Annotated in this window: 18 protein-coding genes and 1 pseudogene; 10 read left to right on the top strand and 9 right to left on the bottom strand. The window is 46.9% G+C overall.

What is annotated here, in order from left to right:
* Nucleotides 1–18: 18 nt before the first annotated feature.
* Together EYQ01_06805 and EYQ01_06800 are read left to right on the top strand one after the other, a co-directional pair.
* Nucleotides 19–393, top strand: a complete 375-nt coding sequence (locus tag EYQ01_06805; protein HIE65506.1) for a DUF3363 domain-containing protein — start codon at nt 19–21, stop codon at nt 391–393.
* A 225-nt stretch (nt 394–618) separates the two neighbouring features.
* A complete protein-coding gene (locus EYQ01_06800) occupies nt 619–840 on the top strand; it encodes a hypothetical protein (protein ID HIE65505.1) in 222 nt (73 codons plus the stop codon).
* A 414-nt stretch (nt 841–1,254) separates the two neighbouring features.
* Here EYQ01_06800 and EYQ01_06795 read toward each other — a convergent pair whose 3' ends face one another.
* From EYQ01_06795 to EYQ01_06785, 3 genes are all read right to left on the bottom strand, one after another.
* Nucleotides 1,255–2,136 carry a sel1 repeat family protein gene (locus EYQ01_06795; GenBank protein HIE65504.1) on the bottom strand — a complete coding sequence of 294 codons (882 nt, stop codon included), beginning with the start codon at nt 2,134–2,136 and terminating at the stop codon, nt 1,255–1,257.
* A 676-nt stretch (nt 2,137–2,812) separates the two neighbouring features.
* Nucleotides 2,813–3,754, bottom strand: a complete 942-nt coding sequence (locus tag EYQ01_06790; protein HIE65503.1) for a DNA/RNA non-specific endonuclease — start codon at nt 3,752–3,754, stop codon at nt 2,813–2,815.
* Between the two features lie 400 nt (nt 3,755–4,154).
* Nucleotides 4,155–4,703, bottom strand: a complete 549-nt coding sequence (locus EYQ01_06785) for a peptidylprolyl isomerase (GenBank protein HIE65502.1) — start codon at nt 4,701–4,703, stop codon at nt 4,155–4,157.
* A gap of 892 nt (nt 4,704–5,595) precedes the next feature.
* On the opposite strand from EYQ01_06785, the gene EYQ01_06780 reads away from it, so the two are divergent.
* On the top strand, nt 5,596–6,981 hold the full coding sequence (locus EYQ01_06780; protein HIE65501.1) for a PAS domain S-box protein: 1,386 nt from the start codon (nt 5,596–5,598) through the stop codon (nt 6,979–6,981).
* Between the two features lie 71 nt (nt 6,982–7,052).
* Here the strand turns inward: EYQ01_06780 and nirK are convergent, their stop codons facing one another.
* The gene (gene nirK / locus EYQ01_06775; GenBank protein HIE65500.1) at nt 7,053–8,054 is read right to left on the bottom strand and encodes a nitrite reductase, copper-containing; all 1,002 of its coding nucleotides are present in this window, start codon (nt 8,052–8,054) and stop codon (nt 7,053–7,055) included.
* Between the two features lie 898 nt (nt 8,055–8,952).
* Between nirK and EYQ01_06770 the strand changes: the two genes are divergently transcribed.
* From EYQ01_06770 to EYQ01_06740, 7 genes and pseudogenes are all read left to right on the top strand, one after another.
* Nucleotides 8,953–9,210, top strand: coding sequence for a type II toxin-antitoxin system Phd/YefM family antitoxin (locus tag EYQ01_06770; protein ID HIE65499.1), 258 nt, complete (start codon nt 8,953–8,955; stop codon nt 9,208–9,210).
* Nucleotides 9,211–9,212: 2 nt separating this feature from the next.
* Complete coding sequence (locus EYQ01_06765; protein ID HIE65498.1) at nt 9,213–9,533, top strand: type II toxin-antitoxin system RelE/ParE family toxin; 321 nt, start codon at nt 9,213–9,215, stop codon at nt 9,531–9,533.
* A 190-nt stretch (nt 9,534–9,723) separates the two neighbouring features.
* Nucleotides 9,724–10,701 (top strand): annotated as a pseudogene (locus tag EYQ01_06760) (integrase).
* A gap of 52 nt (nt 10,702–10,753) precedes the next feature.
* On the top strand, nt 10,754–11,035 hold the full coding sequence (locus EYQ01_06755; protein ID HIE65497.1) for a plasmid maintenance system killer family protein: 282 nt from the start codon (nt 10,754–10,756) through the stop codon (nt 11,033–11,035).
* Nucleotides 11,036–11,043: 8 nt separating this feature from the next.
* The gene (gene higA, locus EYQ01_06750; protein HIE65496.1) at nt 11,044–11,349 is read left to right on the top strand and encodes an addiction module antidote protein, HigA family; all 306 of its coding nucleotides are present in this window, start codon (nt 11,044–11,046) and stop codon (nt 11,347–11,349) included.
* Nucleotides 11,350–11,477: 128 nt separating this feature from the next.
* The gene (locus tag EYQ01_06745; GenBank protein ID HIE65495.1) at nt 11,478–11,822 is read left to right on the top strand and encodes an addiction module toxin RelE; all 345 of its coding nucleotides are present in this window, start codon (nt 11,478–11,480) and stop codon (nt 11,820–11,822) included.
* Between the two features lie 2 nt (nt 11,823–11,824).
* A complete protein-coding gene (locus EYQ01_06740) occupies nt 11,825–12,121 on the top strand; it encodes a helix-turn-helix domain-containing protein (GenBank protein HIE65494.1) in 297 nt (98 codons plus the stop codon).
* A 222-nt stretch (nt 12,122–12,343) separates the two neighbouring features.
* On the opposite strand, the gene EYQ01_06735 is transcribed toward EYQ01_06740, so the two are convergent.
* The 5 genes from EYQ01_06735 to EYQ01_06715 all read right to left on the bottom strand — a co-directional run bounded on the left by EYQ01_06735 (nt 12,344) and on the right by EYQ01_06715 (nt 18,498).
* A complete protein-coding gene (locus tag EYQ01_06735) occupies nt 12,344–12,871 on the bottom strand; it encodes a TlpA family protein disulfide reductase (protein ID HIE65493.1) in 528 nt (175 codons plus the stop codon).
* Nucleotides 12,872–12,899: 28 nt separating this feature from the next.
* A complete protein-coding gene (locus EYQ01_06730) occupies nt 12,900–15,443 on the bottom strand; it encodes an MFS transporter (protein HIE65492.1) in 2,544 nt (847 codons plus the stop codon).
* Nucleotides 15,391–16,863 carry a hypothetical protein gene (locus EYQ01_06725; protein HIE65491.1) on the bottom strand — a complete coding sequence of 491 codons (1,473 nt, stop codon included), beginning with the start codon at nt 16,861–16,863 and terminating at the stop codon, nt 15,391–15,393. The genes EYQ01_06730 and EYQ01_06725 overlap by 53 nt, the downstream gene beginning before the upstream one ends.
* A 53-nt stretch (nt 16,864–16,916) precedes the next feature.
* The gene (locus tag EYQ01_06720) at nt 16,917–17,918 is read right to left on the bottom strand and encodes a hypothetical protein (protein ID HIE65490.1); all 1,002 of its coding nucleotides are present in this window, start codon (nt 17,916–17,918) and stop codon (nt 16,917–16,919) included.
* Between the two features lie 259 nt (nt 17,919–18,177).
* Entirely contained in the window at nt 18,178–18,498 is a 321-nt protein-coding gene (locus tag EYQ01_06715; GenBank protein HIE65489.1) for a DUF2607 family protein, read from the bottom strand.
* Nucleotides 18,499–19,256: the final 758 nt, after the last annotated feature.

The raw sequence follows: 19,256 nt of genomic DNA, 5'->3' as shown, positions 1-19,256 counted from the left end.
GAAGGACTTGCCAAAAGCATGGAGAAGAGCCACCAGAAAAAGACCACCCGTGATTTTACCGAGATCCGAATAGATAAAGAAAAACGTGTCCGGATGGATCAAGACAAGGCACGGGTAGGGGAGGGTTTGAACAAAGGAAAAACTACCCATAAGGCGGTTCAGATCAATAACGAAAAAGAGGTCGAAGGCACTTATCGAGGCGTAGCGAAGATCGACGGCGAGAAGTATGCCATCATGGAGACAAAACAGAGTTTTGAGTTAGTTCCCCACAATAAAGAACTCCAAAAACATTTACACAAAGAAGTTAAAATCAGTCGTAGCGGCCCGGTGATGGGCATTCAGAGGGTGTCCCGTGGCATGGTCCGTGATAGAAAATCTGGACGTGAAAGATAAAGATCACGGTACCCTCAAGCCGGAAATTTCTTACAACGGCGAACAGTAACTTCTTACAAATGGGCTCCAGGATCTCCCACGAACAAATATCTCCTCGTTTCCGAAACCAATAATTTTCTTACAGATCATTTTGAAGTAAAAGATAATCTAGGAGCTCGGAAGATTTCAATAAATGGATTCTACCGAATCCCGCCCAAAACAACCTATGCAATCAGTAAATATGTGATGACCCCTCAATTAACATTTTATAACGATATCGAAGTTGGAAACCGCGAGACCTTCATAAGTGCAACCGCAAAGAAATATGACCTTTCTGTTGCATGGACAATTAACAACCAGATCGACATCAAACTTGTTCATGATACAGGTTTTGAAAATGCCTTAGAGATGGTCGCGGTTGATGTTGTTCGAGGGCGGGTGCCGGCGACGTACACCATCACCCGCTAGGTGAATCTGCTACGAGCGCCTGATGCACTCAATGGACAAGATTTTCCAAAACATTTCTCACTCACCGTATAGACACATACGCCTCCGTTCAAAATAACCTGAAAAATCCCGTCCATCAAGCACCTGATTCCCTCTCGCTACGATTCCATATTTTGGTGAAATTTAGGCAACAGGAAGAGTTACAAACGGCATTTTTCCATCATTGAAGAACTGAGGATTTATCTTACCTATTCGTCAAAATTTAACAGGCTGAGAATTGGCGATTTCGGGGAGAAGTCAATTGTAGCTCCATTTGAGGGACTATGTTAAAAAGTAATGTCTCAAATGGCATGAAAGAATGGGGAAAAACAAGGCGGGAAAGGGCTTAAAAGGTGAAAGGCTTAGACCTTATCATCAACTCTGTTTCAGGGATAACTATTGAAAAGGCTCTACATATTTTTTGTAATACTCTTTTGACAAGTTTTGTGCTTCCGATAGCGTAGCAGGGTTAAGTTGTTTAGCCATCAAATTTCTGAACGAACTCGGTAAGCCTTGCGCTGTCGAAAGATTAGACCAGACATATGCCTTTTTGAAATCCTTTGCAACGCCTCGGCCTGAACCGTACATAAAGCCAAGCCTAAGCTGTGCAAAGCGATGACCCTGCTCCGAAGCCTTGCGGTACCATTTGAACGCCTCCTTGTAATCTTGGGGAACGCCCTGCCCTTCTTCGTAAATCTCGCCAAGGGTATGCTGCGCTTCGGCATAGTCCTGTTCAGCAGCCTTGCGGTACCATTTGACTGCCTCCTTGGAATCCGAAGGAACGCCTTTCCCTATTTCGTAGGTATTTCCAAGATGATACTGGTCTTTGGCGTCGCCCAGTTCAGCTATCTTTCGCTGCCATTTGAACGCCTCCTTGTCATCCTGTGGAACGTTCTCCCCTGTTGCGTACATCACGAAAAGGCTAAGATACGCTTTAGCATAGCCCTGTTCAGCAGCCTTGCGGTACCATTTGACTGCCTCCTTGGAATCCGAAGGAACGCCCTGCCCTATTTCGTACATTACCCCAAGGTCATACTGCGCTTTGGCATAGCCTTGCTCCGCAGCCTTTCGCCACCAATTGACCGCCTCTTTGTCATTCTTAGGAACATCATCACCCTGAACATACATTAACCCAAGTCTATACTGTGCATCGGCATTTCCCTGTTCAGCCAGCAGCCGGGTTTCTTCAAATGTTGGCTTTGTGCTTTCGGCCATTACGGACGCAACAAGCACGGAGAAAACAAAAAGAAATATGGACAAAAAAGATCTTACACGCATTGTCTATAGAATCTGTATTTTGAAAATCGTTCTATGGATGCTGTCGGAAAGTAAACAAAAACAGTAAATATTCAGCTTCCCTGAATTTCTCTCCAAAACAGGGCGTAAGTAAACGAGGTTCCCTTTATTTGCCTTTGTCGATTTCTGGTTAAAATCTACACCTTTCAGAAATATTTTTCAATTCACACTTTCAGGGGAAAAGTGATGTTTGTTCTCTCCTCTAAGCCAACGAGAAATGGAACGTCACGGATTTGAGGTGTCCGCATCCACATCTCACCATCGCGGCACAACTCACTTTGGTTGGATCATTGAAGTTGACAATTACTTTGAGGTCATCGCAGTGGCAACTTATGGCCTGATCTCTTATCGACTCATCGATATGTTGTTTACAACGTTCCCTTGTTTCAGGCTTCAAGGTATCATCTAAAAAGCGGTAGCTATTTCCCATGTATCCGACCCCTTCCCCACCTGGCCCGTGCCTATAAACCCCTCTTACTTGCCTCTCGGGAGGGTAGCCCTCAACCTTTTGATCTCTTCCAGAACTTCCTCCTTTTTCAGGATCCCCTTCGCATCCAGAAGGTTCATTATCGCCTCTTGAAAGAATATATTGCTCATCATTAATTCTTCAAATGAAGCCACTTCTTTTGGATCGAGGTTTTCTGCCATATTGATCTCCTTACCAAAATCCCGGTTGCTTCGTTCCTTCAAGAACGGTCTCAATACTATCTTCAATCTCTGAGAGGAAATCGAGGCCAGTGAGGCTTTCTACTTCATCGACGGTAGTGATGAATTTCGGAAGGTCGCTCGTCTTGAGCTTCTTGTTTCTCAGGACGAAAGCGATCACCTCAACCCGGATCGGATCAAAAATGATCTTGAAGAAATGTGAGGGAACAGCAACTTTGTTTTTTCCGATGGTTCTTTTTGGTCCCTCAAAGATCGGTCCAGTGATGATATACAGTTCTCCTCGTTCGGCAGTCCATTTACGGACCCGCTCTTCTAGGGCTTTCCAGATCCCACGATTAAACCCTACCCCAACTTGAGGGACAATATTAGAGAGCAGAAAGCTCTCGTCCATAGCCCGGGCATTCCATTTCATCGATCCAGCCGGGGCCATGTGTCCTCTATCATAGCCACTTTTTTTGTAATCATTGAGTGCTGCCCGGTTATTCTTTTCTAAATCGGGATCGGGCCTGAAGTGATCAATACGAGGGAACCTTCCAGCCACCCTCCTCCTGGTGAGATGATAAATAACCCAGTCGGGTACCTTCAGAACCGCGTCATGAGAGAGTGCGTACCCGAGTCGGCAGAGGAGAACTGGTCCGTTGCTGGGTGCTCCATACTTAAGATGTTCGCAGTCTGAGAGGCCTGTTTCAATTGTTGGGGAAGGTGGGGGAGGGGGTACACCTGGCTTGAGAGGTTCATTAAGACTTGGCAAAGTCCGAAGCATCTCGGACTTGCTGGCAAATGATCGACCAGAAAATTGTCCTTTGTGACATTCGTAGATTCCCGCCTTCCGGTTGTTGTGACAACCAAAGGAATCAAGTCTGCCTCGATGGGCAAGGGTAGGGGAGGGAGAGAGAAGGAGGACAAGGAGAATGATCAGACACCGACGTCTCATTGGTAAGATCCATTTGGGATAAAAAATGAAGGGGTGTGGTTGAGGGTATTATAGGGGAGAAACCGTCGATTCGCCAGACATACTGCGTTATCGGTCTTTTTGTCTCCTCACCGTACGGAAGAGTACTCCTTGATCGCAAAAAAGACCTCTGGCCTTGTCTTTCAGAGGACTTGCCGGTTTCCTAGATCATCGCCGACCTAGTGACAAGGAGCTTTCAGGGAAGGGATTGCTAAGATTGATTCGGTAACCTGAGAATTTAAAGTCCTGAGCATTTATCTTGCCGAGGCTTAAGAATAAGACAACAGAGAAATGAGGCTTGCGAGTTGAAAGCGCGTCTTGGTCAAAACTGAGATGGCATTAGTTTTTTCGGTCGAAAATGTGGAGCCCTACAAAATTGCATTCAAGACTCAGATTTGAATGATATCCCTTTAATATCGATGATGATAACTTCATAGTAGAGAGTTTTTCCGGCCAATAGATGATTGGAGTCCAGCACGACCGTGTCCTTCTTAATCTCTGCAACGCGAATATCATGCGTCTCACCATTCGGTTTCTTGGCCTGAAGCAATGTCCCAACCTTTAAGGCGGCTTGAGGAATCTGGTCTTTTTTAACCTCAACAATGGCATCCTGATTAACGAGACCATAACCTTGTTCTGGTGAAAGCGTGACCTTTCTGTTTTCCCCAACCTTCATCCCTTCTATGGCATTTTCCAGCGCCGGAAAAATCTCATGTGAACCATGAATGAAAGTCATTGGTGCATCCCCGACATTGCTGTCAATGACCTCTAATCCTTTCTCACCTTCAATTCGAAGTGTGTATTCAATGCTCACTTCCTTATCCTTTGAAACCGTCTCCCTTTCTGGTTCAGCCTGGAGAAGTGCCACATTGAATAGCGTTAAAATAACGAGACTGCAAGTAATCCATCGTGTAATATTGTTTTGGTTCATCGTACCAGTGCCCTCCCTGTGAACAATTCTTAAACACAATAACGCACAAATGCGGTCTTGTGCAAATAAGATGTTACAGAGTAAGTCAACGCATCAGCATTATTTTTTATGATGAATCCTTCGATGTTTGAAGGAAAATGTGATGTGAATGCAGTCAGCTCAAGTCTGTGACGTTCCGTTTCTCGTTGGGTTAGAAGAGGTCGCCTCCGTCCTGGTCGAAAAGGAAGCCCCTATTTTTTACAGACTGCCTTTTGAAAGGTTAGGTTTGTGTATGTGATTCAAAAACCGACTTACAAAAATGCCCCAGGATCGACGATCTCAAAGCGTTTGATAGGCTAGGACCTCAAATTCCATCATTATATAGGCGAGGAACCCGCCGATGGCTAGCGCGAGACCCATCCGCCAGTAATACTGAGTTATCGGTCTTCGTTGGTTCCTCAGCGGACGGAAGGGTACGCCTTGATCTCCAAAAGGTCTCTGGACTTGCCTATCAGACGACTTTACGGTTTCCCAGATCACCGCCGACCTTGAAACACAGAGCGATCAGGGGAGAGTAGGGAAATTGATTCGAAAATATGAAGATGCCAGGGAGTGAGGCTTTATCTTACAAATCGATAATTCCCGAAACTCTTAAAATTTGCGACTACATCTTTAAGTATTGAATATTTTGAGGAATACGGGGAGAAAGAGAAGATAGCGCCTCACATCAGTGTCAGCAAAAAGTGGAGATCTTTGATTCTTCTCGTTCTTTTTTTGCTCTATTTAGATGTTAGGCAATTTTTTAGGCTGGAGGGGATGGAACCAATTTTTCGGGTGCTTTAGGGAGAATTCCCCCTGTGTAGTATGTTACAGTGAATTTGTGTTGCAATAAATTATTGCAACACTTTGAGCGATGGAGTACATTTTATTTTCAATTTACCAGGATATTTCAGGCCTTGGAGAGAACATGGGCATAAAGTCTGACACAGACCATATTAGTACGGCTTTTAATGTCTTAAAAGAAGCGGTTTTTGTTTATGATCAAAATAGGGTGATCAAACGCTTCAACCAGGCCGCCGAAAGAATAACGGGCTTCAGCAAAGATGAGGTCATTGGCCGGAAATGCGTCACTCTTTTTAAAAAGAGTGTCTGTCTTGGAAATTGCGATCTTTGTATGGTCGCGAAAAAAAGCCAGGAACCTATTCGATTCGAATCACGATTCTACCGTAAAGATGCTCAAGAACGGTTCGGCGAGTTTAATGTTGGACTCCTCAATAAGGAGGAGGATGGACAGCTTGAAGTCCTTGTTGCCCTAACTGATATCACAGAAGCCGTGGAATTGAGAAATGCCCTTACTGAACGAACTTCATTCCATAAGATCATTGGGAAAAGCCGTTCGATGAAGGCACTTTACAAGACCGTAAAGAACACGGCCTATTTCGATTCCACGATTCTGCTTCAGGGAGAAACGGGCACAGGGAAAGAACTCATTGCACAAGCCATCCATGTTGAAAGCCCCCGTCGTAACAAGAAGCTGGTTAGGGTGAATTGCGCCTCTTTTTCGGACACCCTTTTGGAAAGTGAACTTTTCGGACACGCAAGAGGTGCATTTACAGGAGCAATTAAAGATAGAATTGGGCGCTTTGAAGAAGGAGATGGCGGGACGGTTTTTCTGGATGAAATTGGAGATCTAAGCCTGAATATCCAAGTGAAACTACTCCGAGTCTTACAAGAAAAAGAAATTGAACGTGTGGGTGAAAATCGTTCCCGTAAGACCGATTTTCGACTCATTGTCGCCAGTAACAAAAACCTAGGGGAAGAAGTCTCTAAAGGACATTTCAGAAAAGATCTTTTCTATCGCCTTAATGTGATCCCAATTTGCATCCCGCCACTCAGAGAACGGAAGGATGACATCCCTTACTTATCCAAGCATTTCATGAATCGCTGGCAAGGGAGATCTTCTAAAGAGATCTCAAGTATTTCTGATAATGCCATGGGAAAGCTCATGGATTATGACTGGCCCGGAAATATCCGTGAGCTCGAAAATACCATTGAATACTCCTGTGTTAAATGCACTGATGGGACAATCCATGTTCCTGATCTGCCCTATTTAATAAGCTCATCCAGCGTTCAGGAAACGGGCACAAGAAAGCCCAGGAAAAAGATCTCAAAGGAAATGATTGTCGATGCTATGATACAGGCAGATGGGAATAAGAGCGAAGCAGCCCGGCAACTCGGCTTGCACCGTGTTACCCTTTGGAGGAAGATGCAGCACTTAGAAATAGCAAGCCCCCTCTAATGAGAGGGCTTGCAGGGATTTGCCTCATACAACGCGGCCGGCATCAGAATGGAAATCACAATAGTCAGAAACTATTTTCCCTTTTTAAATATTGAATTGTCTTCTTTTCCGCCTACAGCCAGGATGCCAATTGCACCCTTGGCTACGCGATAAATACTGTGATCGACCAAGATATAACTTCCGGGCACATCGACTTTCATCTCAACAATGGTTGCCCCCGCAGAAGGCACCAATGTCGTCTGAACATTATGATTGACTGCACCTCCGATGGAGCCTTCCATGTAGACCTTATCGAAAATTTCTCCGATCACATGGAAGGAAGAGATATTATTGGGTCCGATATTACCGAAATAGATTCTCACATTATCTCCGGCATTGGCTTTGATCACATTGTCCCCCATCAATGCACCGGCCTTCCCATTAAAAAAGACATAGTCCGGCTGATCCGCCATTCCCTTATTAAAATCAAGTTCTAAGAGGTTTTCCTTACCAGCAGATTTTGTAAAGAACTCACTCTGGAAAACATAAAATTCTTTATCCACGTCAGACATGCCCTCCTCTGGCTCTACCAGAATCAAACCATACATCCCGTTTGAAATGTGATGAGGAATACTCGGTGCCCCAGCTGCGCAATGATAGATGTAGAGACCCGGTTTCAAGGTTTTAAATGTAAAAACAGATGCTTCTCCGGGTTTGACCTCATTGACGTGCGCTCCACCTCCGGGACCGTTAACCGCATGGAGGTCAATGTTATGAGGCCATTGATTGTCTTTGTGATTGGCCAGGTGGAATTGGACAGAATCACCGACTCGCACTCGAATCATCGGTCCAGGTGTTGTCCCATTGAAAGTCCAAAATTTATACTTCTTGTCTCCATCAATTTCTTGGGTGATCTCCCTGGCCTCAAAATTGACGACAACCGTCGCAGGTGATTTTCTTTTAACTGGAGCTGGAACGTGAGGTGCCGTTGCTAACACCGCATTTTCTGCAAATACTCTCCCAGGAGACATAAGAACAAACAGGGTTGCAAATATCGCAGCACAAAATCTGTAAAGACATTTTTCAATTTCCATCTATTTTTATCCTCCAAATATTTTTGACACGGCCATCTCCATGTAAGGCAATGACCCTGATGGGAGACCGGATATAACTAGTTACTTCAGAATGAAGAAATTGCATGTATTGTGCCAAAAGATGTTATTGTATTAACTCATTGATTAATTGGAAGAAATTGGGATCAGTGATATGGTATTGATTTAATGCAATAGTGCATAAGTGTTGCAATAAATTTATTGCAATACCTTGATCTTACGGAGTGCTGTTTGCTGCAAGCTATTTCCATTCAAGGAATCCATTCCCTATCGATTTCAGGCAACAATCATTTTCACTCGAAACCTTGCATAGAAGCGAATTACCTAAAAAAACAACGTTTCGGGAAGAAATCTTCGGCCGTTTGCCAATTTTATTTTTATAGGCTTCAGAGAAAAAGAAATAATCTCACCAAAATTATGTCTAATTCCATAGAAAACAACCTCCACAGATGCCCCATATCGACGATTTCAAAGCGTCTGATAAGCTAGGACCTCGATATCCGTCATTATATACATGAGAAACAGTCGATGGCTAGCGCGAGACCCATCCGCCCGAGATACTGCGTTATCGGTCTTCGTTGGTTCCTCACCGGACGGAAGAATATGCCTTGATCTCCAAAAAAACCTCTGGCCTTGTCTTCCAGTCGGCTGGCCGGTTTATTAGATCCCCGCCGATCCTGGGACATGTAGCCACTAGAAAAAAACCACCCTTAGTTTCACTGAAATCCGAATAGACAAAGAAAAACCCGATCATTTGGATTGTAAACCAGGACAAATAAGACCCTCCAAACCTAGTGGAGAGAATGGGAATTCAGCTTGCAAAACCTACAGGAAAGGTTATAATGATCATAATGATTCAAAAATATCAGAGGTAACTATCATGAAAAAACTAGCCGCAAGGGAAGCAAAAACACATTTTGGGGAACTAATGGATACCGTTCAAAGAGAACCCGTCTCTATTGAAAAACATGGGCGGCCTGTCGCCGTCATTATGTCGATGGAAGAGTACAAAACCATCGAGGAGATGAAACTTGAACGCTTGAGAGCGCACCTCTCTGAAGGCGAGATCCAGCTAGATAGAGGGGAGGGAGAAGACGGCGAAACGTTCTTTGAGAAGATCGTGGATGGCAACGGCTAACCATGAGTAAGTACACCCTCTCCCCACGAGCGAAACAAGATATTGTCGACATACAGAAATATACAAATGAAAAATGGGGGAATGAGCAAGCAAAACAATACATCGCCCTGCTACGCAATAAAATACGGATGCTCGCAAAGAACCCTGTCCAGGGTAAAAATCGTGATGACGTAAAGGAAGGCTACCAGAGCTTTCCAGAAGGAAACCACATTATCTTCTACCGCCAGGCAAAGGACAAAATAGAAATCCTCGGAATTCCCCATCAGTCGATGGACGTTCTCCCTCATTTTGAACATGATCCTCCCACAGAAAAACTGAATTGACTAACCTCAGATCGTATCCTGACAGGATTTGTTCAGGGTTTTAACCATTACAGACCAAGTCATTTTCAAATTCAGCCCGCAAAGGTGATTTCAAGTCGTGTAAAAATAATTTCCTATAACAACACTTTATACTATCTCATAACGTCGTTTATGAGATATAATAGGTTCTTCAGAACAGAAGAGCTTATGTATGACCGAAGACTTCCAAATCCTTCCATCAGCACCTTTTTCAAAACTTCCAGCAGTCCTGGCCGATCTGGGAGAGTCTGCACAACGGGTCTTTCTTGAATTCTTCACCGCACAGATCAGAAACGCGAATACACGCCAAGCCTACCTGCGCAATGTTTGCCGATTTCTGGATTGGGTTGAAAGCAGAGGCGCAACGCTTCCAGAGATAAAGGCAATGCACGTTGCCCTATACATCTAGCAGCTCGGAAAACCGAAAGACTCCGGCGGAATGGGTTACTCCGCCCCGACGATCAAACAGCACCTGGCGTCCTTGCGGGTCTTTGGGGCCTTCCTGGTGATCCGGCAGATTGTCCCCGCTAATCCGGCCGCCGATGTCCGGGGACCGAAACATATTGTGACCACCGGCAAAACACCGGTCATGACAGGAGAAGATGCCAGGGCTTTATTTGCCTCAATAGATGCCTCCAAACCCAGCGGACTACGCGACAAGGCCCTCATTGGGGTCATGGTCTACACCTTTGCCAGGATATCGGCTGTCTGTGCTCTGGATGTAAGAGACTACTATCAGGTCGGACGCCGGATGAATTTCCGGTTTCAGGAAAAAGGGGGACGCCACCATGTCATGCCCGCACACCACACGGCCATCGAGTACATGGAAACCTACATGTCCGCCCTGAAAGAAAAAGATGGGCCGATTTTTAGGTCCATGACCCGGAACCGAAGCGGGTTCACCAACAGGCGGCTTGATCGCCGAGAAGCCCTGGCGATGGTAAAACGGCGCTGTAAGGCCGCCGGTCTTGGAGATCGTTTTACAAACCATACCTTCCGGGCCACAGGGATCACGGCTTATCTGAAGAACGATGGCCAGCTCGAACACGCGCAGTACATGGCAGGCCACGCCTCCCCTCGAACCACAAAACTCTACGACCGGAGGGCACAGGAAGCCACCCTGGATGAAGTCGAACGGATTATCCTGTAACGACCCATAGTAACGCTTGACATTATTAACGCTATGCGTTACTATCTTGTAGATGATAAAAACCTTCGCGAGTAAAGAAACAGAAAAACTGTTCAGACGAGAACGATCACGAAAAATTCCTGAGACCATTCAGAAAATTGCTCGACGAAAGCTTGAAATCCTAGATGTGGCAGAGGTGCTACAGGACTTGCGGATACCCCCATCAAACCACCTCGAAAACCTGACGGGGAAAAGAAAAGGCCAGCACAGCATCCGTATCAATATCCAATGGCGTATCTGCTTTGAGTGGCGTAAGGGCGACGCCTACAAAGTGGAGATCGTTGACTACCATTAGGAGGTATTATGGCCAAGACTAAATTAGCACCGATCCACCCTGGAGAAATCCTTATGGAGGAATTTTTAAAGCCAATGGGAATCAGCCAGTACAAAGTGGCAAAAGATATCAGCGTCCCTGCAAGACGTATTAATGAGATTGTCCACGGCAAACGCTCTGTATCTCCAGATACTGCGTTGAGGCTATCCAAGTACTTCGGGCTTTCTGAAAGGTTCTGGATTAACCTTCAGGCCCGTTATGATCTGGAAACAGAAAAGGACCGTTTAAAGGACAGACTGAACAAAGAAGTCCATGTCTACGCTACTGCTGTTTAAGCGGTTATTGAAAAGCGTCGCGATGACTGGAACCTGTCTTCTACTCTACCCTTCCTTCTTCCCTTCTTTTTTTCTTTTCCGAAATGACTACAGTTGACGAATATACGGCAATGCCGTATATTGATGGTATGCAGACAGTAGTTGAAACCCCTGGGTTTATAAAAGATGCCAGGGACGTTGGTTTATCGGAGGATGAAAGAGAGGGAATCGTAGAGTTTATTTCTGAAAATCCGCTTACGGGTGTTAGTATTCCTGGAACTGTGGGAGCTCGGAAAGTCCGGTTCTCTGCGAAAGGGAAGGGGAAAAGTGGCGGGGTTCGTGTCATCACTTTTTATTCCGGGATTGATATTCCTGTTTTTCTCCTTAACGTGTTTGCCAAAGGCGACAAAGTGAATTTAACAAAAGCAGAGTGCAACACGCTGAAAAATATATTGGGTAGTATTGCAGATGCCTACAGAAATTGGAGAAAATGACTATGAAAACGGCAGGAAAGCGTATTATAGAAAGCGCCGAAGAGGCCCTTTCCTTTGCAAAAGGGGAAAAAAATCATAATTGCATCATTCATATTCCCGACGCTATTAATGTGCGCCGCATTCGTAAAAAGTTGGGCATGACTCAGAAAGCCTTTGCAGGTTATTTTGGCGTGAATCTTCGAACGATTCAGGATTGGGAACAAGGACGCCGTGTCCCTTCAGGAGCATCAAAAAACTTTCTGTTTGTAATAGATAAGGAGCCCGAGGCTGTCCGGCGTGTCCTCATAATGGAGGGTTAAATCCCATATTCCTGTCACAATATGAGGAGTCCGAAGATCGCTCCTTCCCTGAAAAGTTGGGTTCCTCACTAATCATTCAGAAAAGTAAAGACCGATGGACATCCAAATCCTATCGCAACTTCTAGTCTGGTATTTTGGGTAGCAAATCTATAACGCGTTAGGTAGAATAGGCTAGCATGGGCGTTGCTTTCCTCACCAAACAGTGCTTTACGTGACCATTTTTTAACCTTTCTTTCCATCCATCAGCCGATGGAAGACCTCACCGATCCCCGCCTTTGTCAGCGTTCCCCCGAACACCCGCTCCTTAATAATCCCATTCGGGCCAATAAAGAAGCTGACGGGAAGGCTCACGACTTGATAGCGCGAAGCAACCTCAACTTCTTGATCAAGGAGAATCGGGAAGGTAAGACCCATTTGCTTGACAAGCCTTGCCGCCTTTCCCGGGCTCTCACCAAAGTTGACTCCCAAGATGACGAAGCCCCGGTCCTTATACTCTTCATAGGCCACCTGCATTTCCGGCATCTCCTTCATACAAGGCTTACACCAGGTCGCCCAGAAGTTCAGCAGGACGACCTTACCACGATAATCGGCGATGGTAATTAAGGTGTCCTTGAGGGTCTTAAGTTGAAAGTGAGGGGCCGGACCGCCGACAAGGGGCGGGCGGCTGGCCATCCCGGTAATTGAAATAAAAACCAGAATAATGACGCCCATCACTAATAGTGTCTTTAATAAAGATAGCCTCGTTTTCAATCGATCACCCTCCAATGATAAGTGAATATTATTGCCTCCTGGCCGGCAAGCCTTGAGAAGTCGGTTGATTCAGTTTCAGTGCTTTCGCGAATCTTGTCAGCAGACGGCTTCCCTTAACTAAACGGCTGGCCTTTTCAAGATGTAAGGTTCGTGAATCATATTGTTTTAATTTGACGGAAACGGTTGCCTGATACAGGTGCGCTCCGGCAAGGGCGTGATTCCGCCATTCCTTTTCATTTTGGGAAACCTGAATAAAGAGTTCGGCCAAATCCGATCCGATGAGTTGCTCTTTCCTGATATGGCTCATCGGGGCAAGATACTCAATGAGAGGGTGGTTGTCGGTATTTAAAGGGGCGCCCTTGAAGAGGTCCTGCACGGCATCTGTCCCGCCCACATAGAACAGCATCATATCGTTGGGGGTTGCTAGAAAGGGATCCTGCGGTGACGCACTGTTTTTTACAGTCTGGAGTCGCGATTCCATTTTTTCAAGGTCAATCTTTAAAGGGCGCTTGGAGCCGATCAGGGCGAGTATCGGATAGTCGGGGGAAAAATTGCCGCGCCACATGGATACATGCGGGAAGGCCTCACTGAATGTCCTGCCGATAATCTGGAATTCCCGTAAAGAGAGTTGATAAAGGGGGAGCCACTGAACATACATCCCGCCCTCTGATAGCTTTCGCGCGGCTTCTCTGTAGTATTCAAGGCTGTAGAGAGTCCAGGTCCCGGCATGCCAGGGCACGAAAAGGTCAGAGATAACAAGATCGAGCGGCGTCTTATTTTTTGGAAGCGCAACCCTCCCATCTGCAATGACCAGATTCCACTTCGGATCATGAATGATCCCGCGGTTTTCGCGATCAAACCATGAGGCCGCCCGGACCACTTCTGGCAGCAGTTCGATCAGGGTGGCCTGATCCACAGGATGATCATAGATCGCGCTTGCCGTAATCCCGGTCGCCAGGCCGACAAAGGCAAGCGATTTCGGATCTGGATGGAGGAGGAGCGGTAGCTGTCCCATCCGTCTTTCCTCAATCTCGGCGGAAGAGCTGCCCAGGTTATAAGTGCTGTTTACCTTGAGTTTTCGCTCTCCTGACGGAAGTTCGACCACGGCCACCTGGGCCCCTGCCCCTTCTTCCAGGAAGAGAAGCTTTTCTCCGGACTTGAGATGCTGGGTTGGGAGGGAAGGCCAGATAAGGAGGAGCGGGACAAAGAGACTCCCTATGATAACAGGCCGTGCGACCCTTGAAAGAGGTCTTGCTCCGGGGAGTCGTTTTTCTTTGCTGAGGAAACTGCGGAGGACAAGGAGGCTCCCACAGGCATATCCCACTGCGACAAGACCCATGCCGGGCCAGAGCCCCAATTGCGGGATGAGGATAAAACCGGCGGCGAGAGCGCCAAGCACACCACCAATCGTATTCATCCCAAGGAGGCTTCCCATCTGCCAGCCGGTGCTTTGATTCTTTCGCTGGTCGATGACCCAGCAGAGCGGGAGAATCATCCCGGCGGCAATCATGACCGGGACGACCAGCGCGCCGGTAAAGAGGGTGATATTCAATATATATCCAATCGCTGTTGTGTCCCGGAAAAGAAACTTTAAATGGCTGGATCGAATGAAAATCCATGCCCCGAGAGGAATCAAGAAGGCAACGACCGATAAAGCGCGTAATAATAATTTATATGGATCCCCGTTTCTTCTGGAAAGTGAAGCGACCCAGGCGGCAGATATTGCCAGGGAGAGGAGGAAGAGGACAAGAATGAGTGAAAAACTGTAAACCGAGTTTTGAAAGACCAGACTGAACATCCGGGTCCAGAGAACTTCGAGCGCGAGCGTCCCTGCACCGGAAAGACCGGTCAGTAAAAAGAGGATCCTGGAAGGAAGGGGGGACGTCTGATTTTTGTGTGATTTTTTATGGCGATTGTCCTTATCGACTACTTCATCTGTCCCTTCGAGGTTTTGAGCTTCTGGGGTTCCCGTCTTCAATGCCAAAATTGCAATCATCAGGTTGAAAAAAATCGCCAGGGAAAAAGTCCCTCTGATGCCCAGCCAGAGCGGGAGGGCCATTCCTGCGGCCCCGGCTCCGATCATCCCGCCGGTGGTATTTATGCCGTAGAGCCAGGAGCTTTCACGTCCCGTATGCTCCGGATCCTGAGGTATGGCCTGGATAAGGAGCGGAAGGGTCGCACCCATTAGGATGGCCATCAGGATAAGGAGAAAGAAGAGCGGGATGAGAACCATCGTTCCACCTTTGCCCAGAAAGGCCATCGCGAAACCGCCGCAGGCCGCCATTGCAAGTTCGATTAGGGCATAGCCCTTCAGCGGCCTTGAAATCCGGTTCGCCCATTTTCCGCCGAGGAGGTTTCCGAGGGCTAGACCTGCAAATATGGCTGCTAGGACGAGCGAAGAAGCCTGGGCCGTGTTTCCCAGCCGCAGGGCAAATTCCCGGAGCCACAGGACTTCATAAATCAGTCCTGCAGCCCCGGAGAAAAATGCTAAGCCCCAGAGGGAAGCCCTGTTTTTGGACTTATCCGGCGTGGCCATGTCCGCCTGCTCCGCCGCCAGTCGCTGGAATTTCAAGCGTCTCCGGATCGACGTAGATTAATGAATTCGGCTCGTGCCCGACCTCAAGCGTGCTGATGACCGAAAGTGTCGCCGTATCGATAATGGAAACATTATCCGATCCCGAGTTTGGGACAAATAGCCGCGTCCCATCACTGCTGAGCTTGAGGGCGCGGTGGTCATGTCCCGGCCCGACCGTAATGAACGGGGTGGTTGCGTGAAGTGCTGGAATTCCGGTCACGGTGTTGATGTCGAACACGGCAACAGTATTTCCTGGATGGAGAAAGATGGGATTATTGGGATCTGTATCATTCACCGAATCAACGCTGCTGACATAGATCCGACCGTCGTTTTCAGTAATTGCAAACTTGTCAGGCTTGAAGTTTGTAACTTGGAGGTTTGCAATTTGAATGACGCCTCCCGCCGGAACCGTATCGGTACTTGTATCGATTACCGAAAGATATCCGGTTGTTGTTGCACTGTCATAGCCAACGGTATAAACGAAAGTTCCAGCATGGTTGGTGTGGGTAAAGCCAGATGCCGGGATCTGGCCTGCCGCTGATCCTTTTGTGATTCCACCCAGATCAAGGTCTACACTACATGTCGATGCCGCGGTTGTGGGCGTGTGAGGATCAGTCGGGATGGTAGGAATAGAACCGTCCAAATTTATGATCGTAATGGCCTCAGTCGGGCCGACGACATTTGCAACATAGGCGTGACCGCTGACATCTGAATAGTCGATCCCGTGGGGGACAATCCCAACAGGAACAGTACAGATGGTTTGAAGCAGGTTAATATCAACGATGGATGTTGTCCCCGCACTCAGGTTGGTGACCGCCACCCGGTTCGCGACATCGCTGTAAGCGACGATGTGATGGCCATCTCCCACTCGGATACGAGCGATTTCCAAAAGGAAGCTGGCATTATTCGGGTTGGTATCGATTATCGAAATTGAATCATCCTGTGCGACTAGCAAAGGATCATTTGCCGGATCACGTCCGGATGGCCCGTCATTGCCAACGATGAGGAGATTCCCTCCCTTGATCACCTTGGAGTGAATCGGTCTTGCTCCTACCCCGATTTGTTTAATCACCGTATTTGAATTCGCATCGATGACGCCAACACTGTCTGCCCCGGAATTGTTGACATAAACATGGCCGAATGTAGCGGCGACATCATTTGACCCTCCGGGACTCAATGTCCCGATGACTTCAGGTGCCCCGTCACCGGTGATGATGGCAACGGTGGGAGATTCCAAGGGTGGGTCTCCGGGATTCAGGCCGGGAAGCCCGCCACTGGCAATAAAAGCTTTCTGGTTATGGGCAGGCGGTGAGACGGGTGGATCAAAACTTTCGGCGCACTGGGTCATCAAGAGGGCTACCGGAAGCATTGCGAGTGTTGTCAGCATACGTTTAAATTTTTCTTTACGGGATGACATTATTTATCTCCTTCATCTATGGTTCAGGACTTCCATTTTCAGCGAGTCATTTCCTAAAAGGTGTAGGACGCTCCGAGTGCAAGCCCGAAACGGGACACAAGGTTCACATCATTGACATACTGAAATACCGGGATTTGTAAAAAGGTATAAAGGCCCAGATTATCCGAGGCCTGAACACGGATGCCGGGCGTGATGTTGACCCATGTTCCACCAGTGGATGAGACTCCTCCCCCTATAAATTTATCTCTCTTGGCTTCGCGAAGATTGACCTGGCCACTCACGGAGACTTTTTCAGTGAGGAGATACCCGATCCCGGCGTTTAGAAGGATCTGATTGCCAAACTCATAGTCGAGATCGTTTTCAGTCGTCAGTTGATAGCTTCCTGAGAAAAATGCATCAAGAGAATGAGGTACGATCTGATAGTCGTAGAAAGCGGAGAAAAGAAAGTCGTAAGATCCGCTCCCCGGCATAATCGTTGGTTCATTGATTTTTCCCAGGCTGTCATGGAGTTTGTATTCTCCTGACGGGAACTTTAGTCCTCCTCCCATAACAACAAGATGCCGGGTCAGTACAACCGGAGCATACTTGGCAATGACACGGATGTCGCCGAGTCCAGAGGAGCCATCTTCCCGCGTAAAAAATTCTCCGGGCCCTCCCACTTCATCGAAATGCTCATGCGACCGGTCATTCTTTAAAGGGATGGCCACCTGTACCGTGAGCTTGTCTGTAATCCCGTACCCGACATCAATTTGAAGCAGTTCATTAATGGTCCGGACTTCCCTATGATGGTCGGGAATAATGATCCTGTTTTCAAAATCAACCTTTGGGACGACAGCTTCATTGGCATTGCTGCTCCCCCGGTGAAATTTATCCATCGGGATATAACGATGAGAGATATCGATGGTCATCTGGCCCGGGACGGAGATCCCTTCCTGTGTGCCTGTGACAAGGAAACAATTTGCTGATCCACAGCTGGCTCCTGCATTTGGGACGGCCAGGGAAAACCATAATACAGTGATAATCCAAACATTAATTGGTAGAGACTTTCCTCGCATAACAACTCCTTTCACGATGGAATCGATAAAGTAAGATTACAGATACGAACCGATCTGGCTTTACAACAACACTCAGCTAAAAAAGGATAAGATCCCTCAGTACACTTCGTTTCCTCGAAATGACACATCGAATTTATTTTCATTTCGAGAGAAGAGAGAAATCCTTGGCCTTTTTCATCTTACCGACCGCTACTCTCTTTCCAGCCAGAACGACGTATCTATCTGGTAGTAATAAGGAACAACTTGTATGAATTGATGTTCAGGAAAGGAAAAACGGTGGGGGGCGTGCATAGTAGGAGAGTACAGAGACTTTATGAAAGATTTGCTCGACTAAGTTGCTCAGCTTCGCAATGGACGGAATAAAACCGCTATTGAGGTTCTGGTCCGATGTGTGGACAAACGTCGAAGCAGCACACATCCAGTTACAGGTAAAAGTGGTGTGCTGAGCGGCATGATTCGGATTCCGGCCATGCCCGAGGGCATGCCGCTCCATACCGACCGTCATAAAAGCGGTTAAAAAAAGATAGATCAGTACAAGAAGTTGAGCTGCATATTTAAACTGCTTCTTTTGATTCATCATCTTTGCGATCGATTGTAATTTTTGATGATAATTTGCGCAAACGGTCATCTTCGAGGGTTTGGCTCTATAAATAAACCTCGGGCGCCCGTGCGCATCCATAAAGGCTTTTCTTGGGTTTGATACACGTCTCCCCAATAGGGCCTAATGATAGACTCTTGCTTTGATTATTGTGCTTGGGGAGGACCGCGGCTGTGAAGGATTGAAGCGAAGGTTTGGAAATGAATAAAGGGGATCGAAAAAAGGAGGATACCAAAAATAGGAAGAACTGACGGGAGGGCAGGGATTGCCCCATCCCGTGCGACCATGCTGGAACATGCCAGAAGACAGGTAAAGGAATGATGCATCCCCTGTTTCTGGTGAGGCATATGATCGGATTGGTTGCTAGAATTGCAAAGGGCACCAAGAACAACCGTCGAGAAATAGAAGACGGCCAAGAAGAGAATGAGGTGAGTTCTTTTTGATATCATGGTACTCATAATCAAATTAATTAAAGCATACTGTGAAGCATACTGAAGGAAATGTCAAGTCTCTTCTATACACCTTTTTACACTTCCAAAAAAAATCGGTGAAAGACTTCATAGTTGAAATACACAACCGTAGCGAGAGGGGCTAAACAGCTATCACTTCTAATCCACGTTTGTAAACAAGGTTTAAGAGCTTAAGATTCCCGCCTTTCGGAATTGAGGTGGTCTGGGTTTAGTGGACACATTTCTTAGAGTGGATTATGTTCATTCAGGAGGTGTTCAATGAGAAAAAAG

This window comes from Candidatus Manganitrophaceae bacterium, assembly GCA_012960925.1.
Lineage (GTDB): Bacteria > Nitrospirota > Nitrospiria > SBBL01 > JAADHI01 > DUAG01.
Note: the sequence above shows the minus strand (reverse complement) of the source record. Positions and strands in the feature narration are given on the sequence as shown.

What these genes read in the sequence shown, in the direction of transcription:
- EYQ01_06795 (HIE65504.1), bottom strand. Translation starts at nt 2,136, where the DNA reads ATGCGTGTAAGATCTTTTTTGTCCATATTTCTTTTTGTTTTCTCCGTG.
- EYQ01_06770 (HIE65499.1), top strand. Translation starts at nt 8,953, where the DNA reads ATGAAAAAACTAGCCGCAAGGGAAGCAAAAACACATTTTGGGGAACTA.
- EYQ01_06805 (HIE65506.1), top strand. Translation starts at nt 19, where the DNA reads ATGGAGAAGAGCCACCAGAAAAAGACCACCCGTGATTTTACCGAGATC.
- EYQ01_06790 (HIE65503.1), bottom strand. Translation starts at nt 3,754, where the DNA reads ATGAGACGTCGGTGTCTGATCATTCTCCTTGTCCTCCTTCTCTCTCCC.
- EYQ01_06745 (HIE65495.1), top strand. Translation starts at nt 11,478, where the DNA reads ATGCAGACAGTAGTTGAAACCCCTGGGTTTATAAAAGATGCCAGGGAC.
- EYQ01_06785 (HIE65502.1), bottom strand. Translation starts at nt 4,703, where the DNA reads ATGAACCAAAACAATATTACACGATGGATTACTTGCAGTCTCGTTATT.
- higA (HIE65496.1), top strand. Translation starts at nt 11,044, where the DNA reads ATGGCCAAGACTAAATTAGCACCGATCCACCCTGGAGAAATCCTTATG.
- EYQ01_06725 (HIE65491.1), bottom strand. Translation starts at nt 16,863, where the DNA reads ATGTCATCCCGTAAAGAAAAATTTAAACGTATGCTGACAACACTCGCA.
- EYQ01_06715 (HIE65489.1), bottom strand. Translation starts at nt 18,498, where the DNA reads ATGATGAATCAAAAGAAGCAGTTTAAATATGCAGCTCAACTTCTTGTA.
- EYQ01_06755 (HIE65497.1), top strand. Translation starts at nt 10,754, where the DNA reads ATGATAAAAACCTTCGCGAGTAAAGAAACAGAAAAACTGTTCAGACGA.
- nirK (HIE65500.1), bottom strand. Translation starts at nt 8,054, where the DNA reads ATGGAAATTGAAAAATGTCTTTACAGATTTTGTGCTGCGATATTTGCA.
- EYQ01_06800 (HIE65505.1), top strand. Translation starts at nt 619, where the DNA reads ATGACCCCTCAATTAACATTTTATAACGATATCGAAGTTGGAAACCGC.
- EYQ01_06740 (HIE65494.1), top strand. Translation starts at nt 11,825, where the DNA reads ATGAAAACGGCAGGAAAGCGTATTATAGAAAGCGCCGAAGAGGCCCTT.
- EYQ01_06780 (HIE65501.1), top strand. Translation starts at nt 5,596, where the DNA reads ATGGAGTACATTTTATTTTCAATTTACCAGGATATTTCAGGCCTTGGA.
- EYQ01_06765 (HIE65498.1), top strand. Translation starts at nt 9,213, where the DNA reads ATGAGTAAGTACACCCTCTCCCCACGAGCGAAACAAGATATTGTCGAC.
- EYQ01_06720 (HIE65490.1), bottom strand. Translation starts at nt 17,918, where the DNA reads ATGCGAGGAAAGTCTCTACCAATTAATGTTTGGATTATCACTGTATTA.